Source organism: Micromonospora sp. WMMD708 (genome assembly GCF_049315245.1).
In the GTDB taxonomy this organism is placed as follows: Bacteria; Actinomycetota; Actinomycetes; order Mycobacteriales; family Micromonosporaceae; genus Micromonospora; species Micromonospora wenchangensis.
The window spans coordinates 761,872-777,942 of record NZ_CP186060.1 but is presented as its reverse complement, the minus strand read 5'-3'; the positions used below and the strand labels follow the sequence as shown (position 1 = coordinate 777,942).

Genomic DNA, 16,071 nt, shown 5'->3' with positions numbered 1-16,071 from the left:
GGCCGACACGGTCACTCCCCGCCCGCCCGGTGCCCGCCGGTGGTCGGCGGCTCGACGACCTGCCGGCCCTGCCCGGAGACCGGGCAGCTGGTCCGCACCGGGCAGACCCGGCACTTCGCGTTGGCGACGGCGGCGAAGGTCGAGGCGGCCATCGTATCGGCGGTGCGCCGGACCAGGGCGGTGGCCCAGCCGGCCTCGGGGCCCTGGCCGGCGGCGGCCTGGGTCTGCTCGCGGGCGTCCTTCGCGCCGGTGCCGAGCTGCACCAGCGCCGCACCCCCGGCCTCGTCGCCGAACTCGGCGAACCCGCCCGCCTCCACCGCCGCCTGGTACGCCCCGAGCTGCGGATGCTCGGCCATCTCCTGTTCGGTGACCGTCGTGGACTTGCCGGTCTTGAGGTCGATCACCACGAGCCGGCCGTCGGCGTCGACCTCCAGCCGGTCGACCCGGCCGGTCAGCTCGACCGGACGGGTCGGGTCGTCGAGGCGGACCGCGAACTCGTGTTCGATGGCGAGCAGTCGACGCGGGTTGCCGGCCAGCCAGCGCAGCAGCTTGTCCACCATGGCCTCGGCGCGTTCCCGTTCCGGGCCGACCATCCACCGGGCCGCCAGCTCGATCGCGTCGAACCGGGCGGCCACGTACTCCAGCAGGGCCGTCCGGTCGGCGCTGGCGTCCTCGGCCAGCATCGCGGCGGCGTGCACCAGGTTGCCGACGCCCTGGGCGGCGCTGGCCGGCCCGCTGCCGCCGTGCCGTTCGAGCAGCCAGCGCAGGCTGCACCGCAGCGCGCTCTCCATCCCCGACGGGGTGACCCGCACCGGTTCGCCCTCGTCGGCCAGCGGCCGGTCGTCGGAGAGGCTGCGCAGGCCCCACCAGTCGTCCGGGTGCGCGCCGGGGATGCCGGCGGCGGCCAGCCGGGCCAGTTCGGCCGCCGCCGCGCGCCGCCGGGTCACCGACGCCGCCGGATCGACGACCGCGGTACGCAGCTCCGCCACCAGCGCGGAGAGGGTGAGCGCCCGGGGTGGCCGCCCGACGGGCAGCTCCCGGGTCGACCCCTCCCCCGGTCCCCCCTCGTCCCCCGCGTCGCTCTCACCGGGCCCGCCGCCGGGCCCGCCCGACGCCGGGCCGTCTTCGGGGGCGGTCGGGGTGGGGCCACCGTGGGTGGGACCGGCTCCGGTGGGGCCGGCTCCGGTGGGACCGGTTCCGTCCTGGCCGGTGACGCCGAGTTCGTGCAGGAAGCGGCTGGGCTGTTCCTCGTGGTCGTCGCCGCCGACGGCCGCCGAGGCGACGGCGGTGACCAGCAGCCGACGCCGGGCCCGGGTCACCGCGACGTGGAACAGCCGACGTTCCTCGTCGAGCAGGGCGGAGGTCTGCCCGACCAGGCTGGCCCGGGTGCCGGTGCCGTCCGCCCGGCCGACCAGCACGTCGACCAGCCGTTCGGAGCCGAGCAGGCTGCCCCGCAACCGCAGGTCGGGCCAGACGCCCTCCTGCACGCCGGCCACCGCGACCAGGTCCCACTCCAGGCCCTTGGCCGCGTGCGCGGTGAGCAGGCGGACCGCCTCGCCCCGGTCGGCGCTGGCCGCCAGGGTGTCGGCCGGCAGGTCCTGGCCGAGGACGTGGTCGAGGAAGACCTCGGTCCGCGCGCCGGGCAACCGGTCGACGAACCGGGCCGCCGCGTCGAAGAGCACCAGCACCGCGTCGAGGTCCCGGTCGGCGGCCTCGGCCCGCCAGCGCTGGGCGGTCTCGTGCTCCCCGGTGGCCGCCCGCCCCCGGTTGATCGCCCCGGCCCAGCGTTCGGCGAGACCGCTGGCCTCCCACACCGCCCAGAGCACGTCCTCGGCGGTCGCCCCGGGCACGGCCGCCGCCGTCCGCGCGGTGGCGAGCAGCTCCGCGACCGTGCGAGCCGGTTCGACCCAGCGCCGTTCGATGCCGGCCAGCTCCGCCGGGTCGGCCAGCGCCTCGACGATCAGCTCGCCGGAGGGCCGCCGGTCGCCCCGGGCCAGGGCGAGTGCCCGCAGTCCCTGGCGCAGCCGCCGCTCGGCGAGCGGGTCGGCCCCGCCCAGCGGCGAGTGCAGCAACGCGATCGCGGACTCCTCGTCGAGCCGGGCCGGTTCGAGCGCGCAGCGCAGCAGGAGCAGCAGCGGGGCGACCGCCGGTTGCAGGTGCAACGGCAGGTCCTCGCCGTGCACGACGGTGGGCACCCCGGCGGTGTGCAGCGCCCGGCGCAGCGACGGCAGGTGCAGGTGGGTCGAGCGGACCAGCACCGCCATCGCCGACCAGGGCACCCCGTCGAGCAGGTGGGCGGAGCGCAGCGCGTGGGCCAGCCAGGCGGCCTCGCTGGTGGCCGAGCGGAAGGTGCGCACCTCGACGCTGCCGGGCGGCGCGTCGGGCAGCGGCCGCAGCCGCCGGTGCCCGGCCGGGCCGCGCAGCCGCCGGGCGAGTCGACCGGTGGCCCCGAGCAGCACCGCACCGGCCCGGTACGAGGTGGTGAGGGTGACCTGCGCCGCCGGTGCCCCGGAGGCGGTGCGGAACCGGTGCGGAAAGGCGGTCACCACGGCCGGGTCGGCACCCCGGAAGGCGTACGTGGAGGAGTCCGGGTCGGCGAACGCCACCAGGGGCCGGCCGCCACCGGCCAGGACGGCCAGCAGGTCCTGTTGGGCCGGGTCGGTGTCGGCCAGCTCGTCGACGTAGACGTGGGCCAGCCGACGCCGTTCGGCCGCCAGCAGCTCCGGATCGTCGAGGAGCATGCCGGTGGCCGCGCGCACCAGCTCGGCCGGGTCGTACGCCACGGAACCCCGGTTGCCGACGTCGCGCAGGGCGAGGACGGCGACGTACTCGCGCAGGAAGCGGGCGGCGGCCGGCCAGTCGGCGCGGCCCAGCTTCTCCCCCAGCCGGGCCAGCTCCACCGGCCCGACGCCGCGTTCGGCGGCCCGCATCAGCAGGTCACGGAGCTGGGCGGCGAACGCCCGGGTACGCAGGGCGGGGAGCAGGTCGTCCGGCCAGCCGACCGGGTCGTCGTCGGGTTCGCCGCCGACGACGTCGAGCAGCTCCCGGATGATCAGATCCTGTTCGGGGCCGGTGAGCAGCCGGGGGGACGGTTCGCCCCGCTCGGCGGCGGCCCGGCGCAGCAACCCGAAGGCGTACGCCGGGAAGGTGCGTACCAGTGGTTCCCGCAGCACCAGGTGGCCGTCGGCGGCGACCCGGGCCTCGATCCGGTGCCGCAGCCCGGTGGCCTGGCGGCGGCTGAAGGTGAGCACCAGCAGGCGTTCCGGGTCGACCCCCTCGGCGACCCGGGCGGCGACCGCCTCGACCAGGGTGCCGGTCTTGCCGGTGCCCGGCCCACCGAGGACCAGCATCGGCCCGTCGGTGTGCGCCACGACCTGCGCCTGGAGCGGATCGTGGTGCCGCCTGTCGGGGCGCACGGCACCGTCCGCCGGTCCCCGGGCCGGTGGGCTGCCCTCGGGACGCACGGCATCGCCCGCCGACCCTCCGGGCCGCGGCTCCCCCTCGACGCCGGCACCGGCCCGACCCGGCCCCTCAGCCGGCCCGCCGTGCCGACCGTCCCCCCGGACGTCCGCGGCGGACCGCCCGTCCTGCGGGCCCGGTCCGGCAGGTCGGCGCACCAGCCGGTACCCCTGCACCCCCACATCCCACCACGCCGGTACGACACCACCCACCGCACCACCCCGCCCGGACCCGGGCCGGCGCGACCCGGCCGGCGCCACCCGGCCTCAGGGGGTCAGGGCAGCCGGGCCTCCAGGGCGTCGAGCGCGGTGGCGACGGTCGGGGCGACCGTGAGCAGGTCCAGGCCGGCCGGCTTCAGGAAGGTCTGGTCGGTGATGGTGGCCAGCCAGTCGAGCAGCGGACGGTAGAAGCCGTCGGTGTCGACCAGCACCATCGGCTTGGTGTGCATGGCCAGGGTGGCGGTGGTCCAGACCTCGAACAGCTCGTCCAGGGTGCCCAGTCCGCCGGGCAGGGTGAGGAACGCGTCCGACTTCTCGATCATGATGGTCTTGCGGCTGCCCATGCTGTCGGTGACCAGCAGTTCGTCCGAGGCCAGGTCGGCGACCTCCAGGTCCACCAGGGCCTGCGGGATCACCCCGACGGTGCGTCCGCCGGCCGCCCGCGCCCCGTCGACGAGCGCACCCATCATGCCGACGCAGCCGCCGCCGCTGACCAGCGTGTGTCCGCGCCGGGCCAGCTCCGCGCCGGTCTCGGCGGCCAGCTCCAGCCAGCGCTGGTCGAGGGTACGGGAGGACGCGCAGAAGACACAGATCGCCGCCACCGGCTCAGTCCTCCCGGCCGTCGACGACGCCCCGGCCCGCGCCCCCGGTGCCGTGGGACCCCGTGCCGGTGGACCCGGTGCCGCCCGACGGCGTACCCGGGGAGGGGGTGGCGGTGTCGGCGGCCCGGCGGGCGGCCTGCTGGTCGGCGGCGGTCCGGGCGACCGCCTCCTCGCGTACCGCCTCCTGGTCGACGGCGAGGGCCGCCTCGGCCTCGACGATGTGCCGTACCGCCGCGTCGACGTCGTCGGTGAGGCAGATCAGCTCCAGGTCCACCGGGCCGATCTTGCCCTCGGCGGCCATGCTGTCCCGCAGCCAGTCGAGCAGCCCCCGCCAGTAGTCGGTGCCCATCAGCACCACCGGGAACCGGGTCACCTTCCCGGTCTGCACCAACGTCAACGCCTCGAACAGCTCGTCCATGGTGCCGAACCCCCCGGGCAGCACGACGAACGCCTGCGCGTACTTGACGAACATGGTCTTGCGGGCGAAGAAGTAGCGGAAGTCGATGGCCAGGTCGACCCAGTCGTTGAGCCCCTGCTCGAAGGGGAGTTCGATGCCCAGCCCGACGGAGAGGCCGCCGGCCTCGCTGGCCCCCCGGTTGGCCGCCTCCATCACGCCGGGGCCACCGCCGGTGATCACCGCGTAACCGGCCCGCGCGAGGCCCGCGCCCAACTCCTCGGCCAGCCGACACTCGGGACTGTCGGGTTTGCTACGGGCGGAGCCGAAGACGCTCACCGCGGGCGGCAGATCGGCTAACGTGTCGAAACCCTCGACGAACTCGGCGAGGATGCGCAGCGCCCGCCAGGCGTCCTTCGTCTTCCAGTCGCTGCGCCCTCGGGAGTCGAGTAACCGCTGGTCGGCGGTGCTGGTGGGGATCGCGCCACGGCGCAGCGTGACCGCGCCCCGGTGCCGCTCCGGATCGCGGCCCGACTGCCGCCCGTTGCTCTGACTCATGACAGCCACCGTAATGGAGACGCACGTCAGGGCGGTGCCGGCAGACGGGTCGGAGAAAAAGTTCGCGATCTTGGGCAACTAATTCTGTCGCCCGTACGTCTTACTATTCACATACCGGGTATGGCCCGGCGCGCGCCTTCGGGGGAGGAGCAAGCGTGATCAGCAACAACGAACGGATGCGGATCCGTCGGCAGATGCAGCGAAGGATCAACGAGGTGGTGGCCGAGCGCCGCCGCGCCCGACAGTTGGAGGTGCCGGTGGAGCCGGCCGCTCCGTCCGTCGAGCCCGCCGAGCCGGACAATCCCCGCCTCACCAGCGTCTGACACCCTGGCCCGACCCACGTCACCCGACCGGCAAGCCGCCGCACACCCCTGGCCCACCCACGCTCCACCCGTACGTACCGAGGCCCCCGTGGTCCCCCGACCCCGGGGGCCTCACCACACCCACCCCAGCCCGACCCGGCCGGCTCGGCCGTCGCTGCGCTCGGCGATCAAGAGGTTTGCGTCACGGGAGAGCGCTCTCGATTACGCAAACCTCTTGATCACCGGGGCGAACCCGGGGCGGGGGCGCGGCCGGAGCACGCCGGGCGGGGTCAGGCGGGGGCCAGCCAGCGGTGGAGGGTGGCGGCGCCGTCGCGGATCTTGGTGAGTTCGACGTGTTCGTCCCGGTGGTGGGCCAGGTTGGGGTCGCCGGGGCCGAAGTTCAGCGCCGGGATGCCCATCGCCGCGAACCGGGCCACGTCGGTCCAGCCCAGCTTGCCGATCGGGGCGGCGCCCACGGCCGCCAGGAACTCCCGGGCCACCGGCGCGTCGAGTCCCGGGGCCGCGCCGGCCGCCGCGTCGGTGATCGCCAGGTCGTAGCCGGCGAAGACCTCCCGCAGGTGCGCCTCGGCCGCCGCCGGGTCGCGGTCCGGGGCGTACCGGTAGTTGATCTCTATTTCGCAACGGTCGGGGACGACGTTGCCGGCCACGCCGCCGTCGATCCGTACCGCGTTGAGGCCCTCGCGGTAGTCGCAGCCGTCGATGGTGACCCGCCGGGCCTGATACCCGCCCAGGCGGCGGAGCACCTCGCCCGCGCCGTGGATGGCGTTGACCCCGCGCCAGGAGCGGGCCACGTGGGCGCGTTCGCCCGGCACCGTGACGATCGCCCGCATGGTGCCCTGGCAGCCGGCCTCCACGATGCCGTACGTCGGTTCCAGCAGCACCGCGAAGTCGGCCCGCAGCCACTCCGGGTGGGCCTCGGCGACCAGGGTGAGCCCGTTGTACCGGGACTCGATCTCCTCGGCCTCGTAGAAGAAGTACGTCACGTCGTACCGGGGGTCGGGCAGGGTCACCGCCAGGTGCAGGGCGAAGGCCACCCCGGACTTCATGTCGGAGGTGCCGCAGCCGTACATCAGGTCGCCGCGCATGGTCGACGGGAAGTTGTCGTTGTGCGGCACCGTGTCCAGGTGCCCGGCGAGCACCACCCGCGAGGACCGGCCGAGATCCGTACGCGCCATCACGGTGTTGCCGTGCCGGAAGGTGCTCAGGTGCGGCACCCGGCGCAGCACCTCCTCGACGCAGTCGGCGATGGCCTTCTCGTCAAGGGAGACGGACTCGATGTCGACCAGGGCGCGGGTCAGCGCCACCGGATCGGCCAGGACCTCGGGGGTCAGCGGGTTCTCCATGATTCGCACGGTACCGTCCTGGACGGTGGGTGTGAGGGGTGAGCCCACCGGCCCCGCAGCCGCGAACGAGAGGGTAGAACAGTGACGTCCCAATCCGCCTGGGGTATCGGCCTGGCCACCGTGACCGCCGCCGAGCAGGTGCTCGACACCTGGTACCCGACCGGCAAGCTGGGTCTGGGTGAGCTGCCGCTGGTCCCCGGCGAGGACCAGGCCGACGTGCTGGACCTGCCGCCCGGCGCGATCGGCGAGCGGGCCCTGCCGGGTCTGCGTACGGTGCAGGTGGTCACCGTGATCGGCGCGCTGGACGAGCCGATCAAGGACGCCGCCGACGCGTACCTGCGGCTGCACCTGCTCTCCCACCGCCTGGTGCGGCCCAACGAGCTGAACCTCGACGGCATCTTCGGCCACCTGGCGAACGTCGCCTGGACCTCGGCCGGCCCGTGCCCGCCCGAGCGGGTGGACGAGCTGCGGGTGATCGAGCGGGCCGCCGGCCGCCACCTGGCCGTGTACGGGGTGGACAAGTTCCCCCGGATGACCGACTACGTGGTGCCCGCCGGGGTGCGGATCGCCGACGCGGACCGGGTCCGGCTCGGCGCGCACCTCGCCGCCGGCACCACCGTGATGCACGAGGGCTTCGTCAACTTCAACGCCGGCACGCTGGGCACCTCGATGGTCGAGGGCCGGATCGTGCAGGGCGTGGTGGTCGGTGACGGCTCCGACATCGGCGGCGGCGCGTCGATCATGGGCACCCTCTCCGGCGGTGGCACCGACCGGGTGCGCATCGGCGCGCGGAGCCTGATCGGCGCGAACGCCGGGGTCGGCATCTCACTCGGCGACGACTGCGTGGTCGAGGCCGGCTGCTACATCACCGCCGCCTCCAAGATCACCCTGCCGGACGGCCGGGTGGTGAAGGCCCGCGAGCTGTCCGGCGTCGACGGCCTGCTCTTCTGGCGCAACTCGGTGACCGGGGCGCTGGAGGCGAAGCCGCGCGCCGGCCAGGGCATCACGCTCAACGCCGCCCTGCACGCCAACGACTGACCGGGGTCGGGGCGCGTGCGCCCCGACCCCGGCCACCCCGCCGGGCCCGCCTGGGAGCGGACCCGGCGGGTCCGGCTCACCTCAGGCGGTACGCCTGGATGATCCGGGTGCTCGCGGTGTTGCCCTCGGTGTCCCGGGCGGTCGCCCGCAGGGACGCGTACCCGGCACCGGCCGGGTGCCTGACCAGCGCCACCGTGCCCTGGCCCGGCACCTTCACCACGGTCGCCCGTCGCCAGGTCCTCCCGCCGTCGTACGACACGTCGACGCTGAGCTTCGCCAGCTTGGCGGTGCCGGCGCCCGGCTGCCGCCGTACCTGCACGGGGACGGCGAAGACCTGCCCGGCGGGGGCGGTGTTGTCGGCCCTCAGCCGCGGGGTGAACCGGATCTCCGACAGCGGCAGCGGCTTCGGCGTGTCACCGGCCACGTGCCCGGAGCGGAACGTCCAGCTCGCCTCCACCTCGGTGCCGAGGTCGGTGAGGCTCCGCCCGGCCGCGACGGTCAGCTTGTAGTCGCCGGCCGCCTTCGGCACGGTGAACTCGCCGTACCCCGGGTTGTCGGTCTCCTCCACCAGGGTGCCGTTGCGCCACAGCGCGGTACGGGCGCTGTCGGTCAGTGACCCGCCGGGGTGCCCGGCCGCGTCGGAGTGCAGCGCCACGCTCACCAGGATGGTGTCCCCGGTCCGGGTGACGCCGTCCCCCGGCCAGCGCGGGGCGGGCAGGGACGGCCCGAGCGGCGCGGCCCCCCAGGTCTCGGTGACCCGCCGGCCGGGCTGGTACTTCGTGGGCAGGGTCAGCAGGATCGCCTGGACGTCCAGCCAGCCCTCCGGGTCGGGGATGCCGAAGTCCAGCTCGGACTCCCAGCGCATCCCCTTGGTGCTGTAGTGCTCGGTGCGCTGGCCGGGCAGGTCGGTCGGCAGGACGACCGCCCAGCCGCCGAGGTTGTAGCCGCTGTCCGGGAAGACCAGCCGCTCGGCTTCCATCTTCGGGTACGGGTCACGGAACGTGTGCACCACCGTGGCCAGGTCGCCCCGCCGGTAGTCGCGCACCAGCCCGCTGGGCAGCTTGCCCGGCACGACCTCGCCCAGCGCGTACAGGTAGGGGCTGAACTCGGCCTCCCGGTCGGCCCACTGGCTGTTGAAGGTGGCGACGAACTCGTCGGCCGACACCGCCGTGCCGAGTTGGCCGGTGGACAGCCCGTCGAAGGTGTCGAACGAGACGATGCCGAACCCGTAGCTGCCGTCGTCGGGCAGCAGGTAGTTGGCGCTGATGTCGACCAGGGCGACCTTGGCGTCGGCCTGCGGGACGGTCATCCGCACCGGCTTGGCCTTCCGCAGGTCGACGGTGACCGCCGTGTCGCCCGCGACCACCAGTTCCGGCTGGGCGAGCATGGCCAGCCCGCCCGACTCCTCGTCCGGGCCCGGCTCGAAGAAGACGCTGCTCAGCCCGTACCTGCCCTTGGGGAGCCGGAGTTCGGCGACGCCGTCGGCCTCGAACACGTCGCGCAGGTCGCCGTCGGCGAGGTCGACCAGGCTGGTCGAGTAGTCGCCGCCCGGCTTGCCGCTGCGGTCGAGGTGGGTGAGCGTGACGGTGTAGCTCTCCACCTCCCGGTGCACGGCCAGCGGGGTCACCGCGACGGTGCCGCCGGAGCGGGCCACCACCCGACCGGTCCAGTAGCCGTCGACGCCGAGCCGGGTGTTCGCGGTGACGGTGGTCTCGGCCCGGCCGCCCGCCGGGACGGTGATCCGGTTGACGCCGAGGGTGAACATGCCGGCCGGTGCGGCCTTCCCGTCCGGCCCCTTCACCTCGACGGTCAGGTCGAGGGTGAGCGGCGTGGCGCCGCCGTTGTGCCAGGCGACGGTCCGGGTGATCGGGGCGTCGTCGCCGTGCGGCCACAGGGCCCGGCCGAACGAGACGCTGACCGGGTCGGTGGTGACCTGCTCGGTGATGGCCCGGCTCAGGTCCACCCGGCCGGCGCCCTGCTCGTAGGCGGTCTGCGTCGGGTGCGGCTTGGCGGCGGCCATCAGGGTCGCCTTGAGCTGCCCGGCCTTCCAGCCCGGGTGCTGCTGGGCGAGCAGCGCCACCGAGCCGGCCACGTGCGGGGTGGCCATCGACGTACCGGAGAGCGCGACGTACCTCGTGCCGACCGGGTCACCGATCTGACCGTCGACGGAGCGGGCGGCCACGATGTCGACGCCGGGGGCGGTGATGTCGGGCTTGAGCGCGTCGTCGCCGACGCGGGGGCCCCGGCTGGAGAAGTCGGCGAGTTCGTCGTCCCGGTCGACCGCGCCCACGGTCAGCGCGGCGTCGGCGGTGCCCGGTGAGCCGACCGAGCCGTCGGAGCCGTCGTTGCCGGCGGCGATGACGAACAGGCTGCCGGTCTGGGCGGTCAGCGTCTGGACGGCCTCCTCCAGCGGGTCGACCTCGGGGGTGTCGCCACCACCGAGGCTCATGTTGACCACGGTGGCCTTCTTCTCGGTGGTGGCCCACTGCATGCCGGCCAGGATCGCCGACTCGGCGCAGCCGAACTCCTCGCAGACCTTCCCGTCGAGCAGCGTGGCGTCCGGCGCGACACCCTTGTACTTCCCACCGGAGGCGGCACCGCTGCCGGCGATGGTGGAGGCGACGTGGGTGCCGTGACCGACGATGTCCCGCTGGTCGGGCAGGTCGCTGAAGTTGCGGGCCTCGGCGACCTTGCCGGCGAGGTCCGGGTGGGTGGCGTCGATGCCGGTGTCCAGCACCGCGACGGTCACCCCCTTGCCGGTCCAGCCGGCGGCCCAGGCGGTGGGCGCACCGATCTGGGGCACGCTGTGGTCGAGGGAGAGCGTGCGCCGACCGTCCAGCCAGATCCGCTCGACGCCCCCTGCCGCGTCGAGCCGGGCTCCGGCGTCGCCGCCGGTCAGCGTCGACCAGACCGCGCCGGTCGAGGACTTGCCGGCGGTCAGCGCCGCGCCCTGGATCGCCGGCAGGTCGCGGGTCACCCGGGTGCCCGGCAGCACGGCCGAGCCACGCCGGGCCTGCCCCTCGCGGTACGACACCAGCAGCGGGAGGTTGTCGCGGTGGGCGTCGTCGTAGCGGGCGGCGATCAGGCCGGTGACGTCGAACAGCCGCTTGTCGACCTGCCCGGAGCGCAGCAGCGGCACCGCGTCGCGGGGCACCACGGAGAGGTGGCCGTGTTCCCGACGGACCAGGAACTGCTGGTGTTCCCGGCCGGCGCCGGGGCGCACGGCCGCGCCGCCGGTGCGGGTGACGGTGACCTGGTCCCCGGTGATCAGGGTGACGGTGCTGGAGCCGGTGGCCGGCGTGGCGGGCCGGGGCGCGGCGGGGGCGGCGGGCGCGGCGTGCGCACCCGTCGCCGGCAGACCGAGGGCCAGGGCGAGCACCAGCCCGCCGGCCGCGGTTCTTCTGCTTCCGTGCAACGGAACCTCCTCCTGGGACGTTTACCTACATGAGCCCATCGAGATGACCAGTCACCTCAAGATGACCGAGTCACATCGACGCCTCAGAATTACATACTGAGTATGTAAAAAGAAGTCCGGGGGATGACCGTCCGGACACAATGCCGAGACACGACCGACCCGATTCCCCTCCGTCCGCCCGTCCGATCGGCGACGATCACCTGGTGACGTCCATGAGGGAACGCATGCTGGCCGGCGAGCCGTACGTCGCCGACGATCCCGAGATCGTCGCGGACCTCGACCGCGCCGCACGGCTGGTCGAACGCTTCAACCGCAGCCCCGCCGACGACCCGCAGGGCCGGCTCGCCGCCCTGCGCGACCTGCTCGGCAGCGTCGGCGAGGACGCCTGGGTACGCCCGCCACTGCACTGCGACTACGGCTGGCAGACCCACCTCGGGGACCGCAGCTTCGTCAACTTCAACGCGGTCCTGCTCGACGTCGCCCGGATCACCATCGGCGCGGACGTCCAGATCGGACCGAACGTGCAGCTGCTCACCGCCACCCACCCCGTCGAAGCCCGGGCCCGCAGGGACAAGTGGGAGGCCGCCCAGCCCATCACCATCGGGGACAACGCCTGGCTCGGCGGCGGGGTGGTCGTCCTCGCCGGAGTGACCGTCGGGGAGAACACCGTGGTCGGCGCGGGCGCGGTGGTCACCCGCGACCTGCCCCCCAACGTGGTCGCCGTGGGTAACCCCGCCCGGGTGATCCGCACCCTGCAATAGCAGCGTGAGCTGCGAAAACACCGACGCAACCATGGGCGAACGGCAGATTCCGATGCACTCTGGGTAGTGACTTCGTCACCAGGGAGCACCGATGGCCGAGCGGGTACTCGAACTTCGGGTACACGGCGTGTCCAACACCCCACCCGACCAGGTCCTCGGCCTGCCCGCCGACCCCGCCGGCACCGGCCCGCAAGCCCGGCTCGTCTCCGGCGGAGACGTCACCGGCTTCTACCGTGCCAGCGATTCCGGCCCCGAGGACCCCGTCGTCGTCGAGGCGTACAGCTGGGGGCAGTTGACCTCGGGGGCGCGGACCGCGCGGGACGTCGAACGCGCCCTGTGGACGCTGCTGCTGCCGTTCACCCTCGCCAACGTCGCCCTGTACGCCCGCCCCGGCATCCCGCCCGACCCGGACACCGAACGCTGGGGCAGCCGCTCCGGCGTCACCGCCTGGCTGATCCGGCTGTTCTGCCTCAGCCTCACCGGCACCCTGGTGCTCGCCGCCACCGGCATCGGGGTCGACCTGATCGCCTGGCAGTGCGTCGACCAGGAATGCCTGCGGCAACTGCCCGGCCCGTGGGAGTTCCTCGGCCGGGGCTGGTGGCGCGCGGACGCCCACGCGCTCGCCGTCGGCCTGCTGGTGCCGTTGGCGATGCTGCTGGTGCTCGGCATCGTGTCCTGGCGCACCTACCAGTACGAGGCCGAGATGCCCGCCGAACCCCGCCCGGCGGCCGGCGACGGGGAGCAGCCGGCCGAGCCGGCGTCCAACCTGGCCAACCCGTTGCAGGACCCCACCTTCTGGGGCGGGGAGGGGCAGCTGCGCCGGGCCGCCGTGCTGCACCTGTGCGTCGGCGCGGCGCTCGCCGCGGCGGTGCCCGTCGGCGCGGTGCTGGTGCTGGACCCGGCCCGGGGCGTCCGGGCCGTGGTCGCCGTCCCGACCGTCGCCGCCCTGGCCACGGTCGTGGTGATCGCGGTGGTGGCGGTGGGCCGCCCCTGGCTGACCCGGCGCGGCGGGGCCAGCCCGCTCGGCCGGTGGAGCCTCACCGTCGGCGTGCTCACCGGCCTCGCGCTGGCCGGCACCTTCACCCTCCTGCTGCTGCCGGACGGCCCCGCCGGCACCCCGCTGGCGCAGTTCCGTCCACCGGTCGGCTGCACCCGCGACCCCGGCCTCGCCGGCTGCCGCGCCGACCGCTCGCTGCCCGGCTACGACGGGCTGGTCGCCTGGCTCGCCACCTACCAGGTGCTGCTGCTGTTCGCCATCGGCACGGTCGCCCGCTCCGGCCGCCGCGCGCTGCCTGTCCCCGGCACGGCCGCCGTGCTGCTGCCCCTCGGCGTGGCCTGGCTCGACGGTCGGCTGCCCGGCGTCCCCGCCGCCCCCGACGGGCTGCGGCTCTGGACGCTCGCCGCCCCGGCCATCGCGCTCGCCGCGGCCGGACTGCTGCTTCCCCGCACCGGCAGCGACGCCGGTCAGCAGCCGCTCGGCATGCACACCGACGTCGCCTGGGGCGGACGCGGGGCCGCCGTGATCGCCGGTTTCGGCTGGATGATGGCCATCGCCTACTGTGCCGGCCTGCTCTACTGGGTCACCGACCTGCTCAACGGGGCCGCCTCACCCAGCGGGTTCTCCCCGATCGTGCCGCCCCTGCCGGTGATCTGGGCCGGGCTGGCCTTCACCGTCGCCACCGCCGCCCTGCTCGGCACGCTGGTCCGCGCCGGGGTGCTCTTCCACCGGCTGCGCCGCGTCGAGTACCTCCGGCTCACCGCCGCCGGGCAGGCCCTCTCCGCGCACGACCTGCGCCGCTGCCGGCACGTCAGCACCTTCCGCGCGCTGCACCGCCTGGTCGGTGAGCACGCGGTACGACTGGTCGGCTGCTATGCCACCATCGCGGCGGTGCTGGTGACGCTGTCCTGTGTGGCGGCGCTGACCCGGACCAGCCCGGTGCCGGCCGGCGCGTCGGGCTGGCCGGGGATGGTGCACACCGCCGCCGACCTCGGGGACACCCTGCTCGGCTGGCTGCCGCTGGTGGTCGCCGGCCTCGGCATGCTCGTCTACCGCAACGACACCGTCCGGCGCAGCGTCGGGGTGCTGTGGGACGTGGGCACCTTCTGGCCGCGGGCCGCGCACCCGCTCGCCCCACCCAGCTACGCCGAACGCGCCGTCCCCGAGTTGCAGACCCGGATCGCCGGCCTCCTGGCGCTGGCCGAGCGCGACCCCCGCCGGATGGACGGGGTGATCCTCTCCGGGCACAGCCAGGGCACGGTGATCTGCGCCGCTACCCTGCTCCAACTGCCGACCCGGTGGCGGCGACGGATCTGGTTCCTGTCGTACGGGTGCCAGCTCAGCCGGCTCTACGGTCGGGTCTTCCCCGCCTACTTCGGCCCGGCCCGGCTCCGGGTGCTCGCCGACGCCCTGACCTGGCCCTCCGGCCACGTCGCGTGGACCAACTTCTGGCGGGACACCGACCCGCTCGGCTGGCAGGTCAACGCCGGGGAACGGGACGTGCCGGTCACCGACCCGGAGGCGCTGCACCCCAGCGGCGGCGAGGTCGCCGACCCGCCGATCCGCAACCACAGCGGCTACCCGGAGGCGTGGGAGTTCCACCGGGAACGGGCCCTGGTGGCCCGGCTGCTGCGGCGTACCGTCCCGTCACCCCGGGTCGGTTGACCGGATCACCAGGTCGGCCCGGTCTGCGGTACCCGCCACCACGGCGGCGTTCGCCTCGTCGCTGCCGTACGCCCACGCCTGCGCCGCCTCCGGCGACCGCCCGTACGCGACGTGCCGCGCCACCAGCCGGCGCAGCCGGGCCCCGGCGTCCAGGTCGAGGAACCACGCCTCGTGCAGCAGCGACCGCACCTCGTCCCAGGGCGGGTCGGCGAGCAGCAGGTAGTTGCCCTCGGTCACCACCAGCCGGACCGAGGGCGGCACCTCCACCGCCCCGGCCACCGCCTCCTCCAGGTCACGACGGAACAGCGGCGCGTAGACGGCGGTCGGCTCCAACCGGCGCAACCGGCGCAGCAACGACACGTACCCGTTGGCGTCGAAGGTGTCCACCGCGCCCTTGCGGTCGGCCCGGCCCAACCGGACCAGTTCCGCCTGGGCGAGGTGGAAGCCGTCCATCGGCACCAGCCGGGCGCTCGGGCCGACCGCCGCGACGATCCGCTCGGCCAGGGTGGACTTGCCGGCCCCGGGCGCACCGGCGATGCCCAGCAGCTGCCGGGGGCCGGCGTCGGCCAACGACCGGGCCCTGGCCACCAGGTCGTCGAGGGAGAACGGACGCGCCCCGGGCATCAGGTCAGGACCGGCTCGCTGATGGTGAACCGGGCCCGCACCACCGCGTGCACCGACTGCGGGCGGGGGTCCAGGTCCAGCTCCGGCGGGCCGCCCTGACGGGCCTGGCGGGCGAACACCGTCCCGCCCATGCCGGCGCCCTCGTCGGTGTCGGCCAGTTCCAGCAGCGCGGTCACCCGCGCGCCGAGCGCCTCGGCGTACTCCCGGGCCCGGCGCAGCGCGTCGGCGATCGCCGCGTGCCGGGCCTCCCGGTGGGCCGGGCTGTCCGGGCGCAACGACCACCAGGGGCCGGCCACCTCGACGTGGTCCTGCTCGGCCAGCCGCAGCATCAGCTCGGCCAGGGAGCCGAAGTCGGTGACGGTGACCGTGGTGGAGACGCTGCCCAGGTAGCCGACGACCCGCTCGCCGGAGCGGTTGGTCTCGGGCCGGACCCGCAGCTCACCGGCCTCCCGGCGGTCCACCGCCGGCTCGTGCTCGTCGAGCAGCACCCGCACGGCGGCGGCCCGCTCGGCGAGCCGGGCCAGCGCGACCTGGCGGTCCCGTTCCCGGGCCGTCGCGGTCACCTCGAAGCGGGCCAGTTCGGGCGGCACCTCCCGGTACGCCTCACCGCGCACCGCCACCACCGGTCCGTCCGCCACGCACCCCACCCTAGCGGCGCGGCCGGCGTGCCGCCG

Annotated in this window: 10 protein-coding genes and 1 pseudogene; 4 read left to right on the top strand and 7 right to left on the bottom strand. The window is 74.8% G+C overall.

What is annotated here, in order from left to right; genetic code table 11:
* Positions 1-11: 11 nt before the first annotated feature.
* The 3 genes and pseudogenes from ACN260_RS03610 to ACN260_RS03600 form a co-directional block, all read right to left on the bottom strand.
* Positions 12-3,635 carry an ATP-dependent helicase gene (locus ACN260_RS03610; protein ID WP_422756604.1) on the bottom strand — a complete coding sequence of 1,208 codons (3,624 nt, stop codon included), beginning with the start codon at positions 3,633-3,635 and terminating at the stop codon, positions 12-14.
* Between the two features lie 98 nt (positions 3,636-3,733).
* Positions 3,734-4,279, bottom strand: coding sequence for a TIGR00730 family Rossman fold protein (locus ACN260_RS03605; RefSeq protein ID WP_422754693.1), 546 nt, complete (start codon positions 4,277-4,279; stop codon positions 3,734-3,736).
* Positions 4,280-4,409: 130 nt separating this feature from the next.
* A pseudogene (locus tag ACN260_RS03600) lies at positions 4,410-5,231 on the bottom strand (TIGR00730 family Rossman fold protein); the annotation flags it as partial.
* A gap of 155 nt (positions 5,232-5,386) precedes the next feature.
* On the opposite strand from ACN260_RS03600, the gene ACN260_RS03595 reads away from it, so the two are divergent.
* The gene (locus tag ACN260_RS03595) at positions 5,387-5,554 is read left to right on the top strand and encodes a hypothetical protein (RefSeq protein WP_422754692.1); all 168 of its coding nucleotides are present in this window, start codon (positions 5,387-5,389) and stop codon (positions 5,552-5,554) included.
* Between the two features lie 269 nt (positions 5,555-5,823).
* Here the strand turns inward: ACN260_RS03595 and dapE are convergent, their stop codons facing one another.
* Positions 5,824-6,897, bottom strand: coding sequence for a succinyl-diaminopimelate desuccinylase (gene dapE / locus ACN260_RS03590; RefSeq protein WP_422754691.1), 1,074 nt, complete (start codon positions 6,895-6,897; stop codon positions 5,824-5,826).
* Positions 6,898-6,978: 81 nt separating this feature from the next.
* Here dapE and dapD point away from each other — a divergent pair, with 81 nt between their 5' ends.
* The gene (gene dapD, locus ACN260_RS03585) at positions 6,979-7,935 is read left to right on the top strand and encodes a 2,3,4,5-tetrahydropyridine-2,6-dicarboxylate N-succinyltransferase (RefSeq protein WP_422754690.1); all 957 of its coding nucleotides are present in this window, start codon (positions 6,979-6,981) and stop codon (positions 7,933-7,935) included.
* 76 nt (positions 7,936-8,011) lie between these two features.
* On the opposite strand, the gene ACN260_RS03580 is transcribed toward dapD, so the two are convergent.
* Positions 8,012-11,350, bottom strand: a complete 3,339-nt coding sequence (locus ACN260_RS03580; protein WP_422754689.1) for a S8 family serine peptidase — start codon at positions 11,348-11,350, stop codon at positions 8,012-8,014.
* A gap of 203 nt (positions 11,351-11,553) precedes the next feature.
* Here ACN260_RS03580 and ACN260_RS03575 point away from each other — a divergent pair, with 203 nt between their 5' ends.
* Both ACN260_RS03575 and ACN260_RS03570 read left to right on the top strand, forming a co-directional pair.
* Complete coding sequence (locus ACN260_RS03575; RefSeq protein WP_422754688.1) at positions 11,554-12,111, top strand: sugar O-acetyltransferase; 558 nt, start codon at positions 11,554-11,556, stop codon at positions 12,109-12,111.
* Positions 12,112-12,202: 91 nt separating this feature from the next.
* The gene (locus ACN260_RS03570; protein ID WP_422754687.1) at positions 12,203-14,773 is read left to right on the top strand and encodes a hypothetical protein; all 2,571 of its coding nucleotides are present in this window, start codon (positions 12,203-12,205) and stop codon (positions 14,771-14,773) included.
* Here ACN260_RS03570 and ACN260_RS03565 read toward each other — a convergent pair.
* Both ACN260_RS03565 and ACN260_RS03560 read right to left on the bottom strand, forming a co-directional pair.
* Positions 14,756-15,397, bottom strand: coding sequence for a nucleoside/nucleotide kinase family protein (locus ACN260_RS03565; protein WP_357929659.1), 642 nt, complete (start codon positions 15,395-15,397; stop codon positions 14,756-14,758). The genes ACN260_RS03570 and ACN260_RS03565 overlap by 18 nt on opposite strands.
* Entirely contained in the window at positions 15,397-16,035 is a 639-nt protein-coding gene (locus ACN260_RS03560) for an SIMPL domain-containing protein (protein WP_422754686.1), read from the bottom strand. The genes ACN260_RS03565 and ACN260_RS03560 overlap by 1 nt, the downstream gene beginning before the upstream one ends.
* Positions 16,036-16,071: the final 36 nt, after the last annotated feature.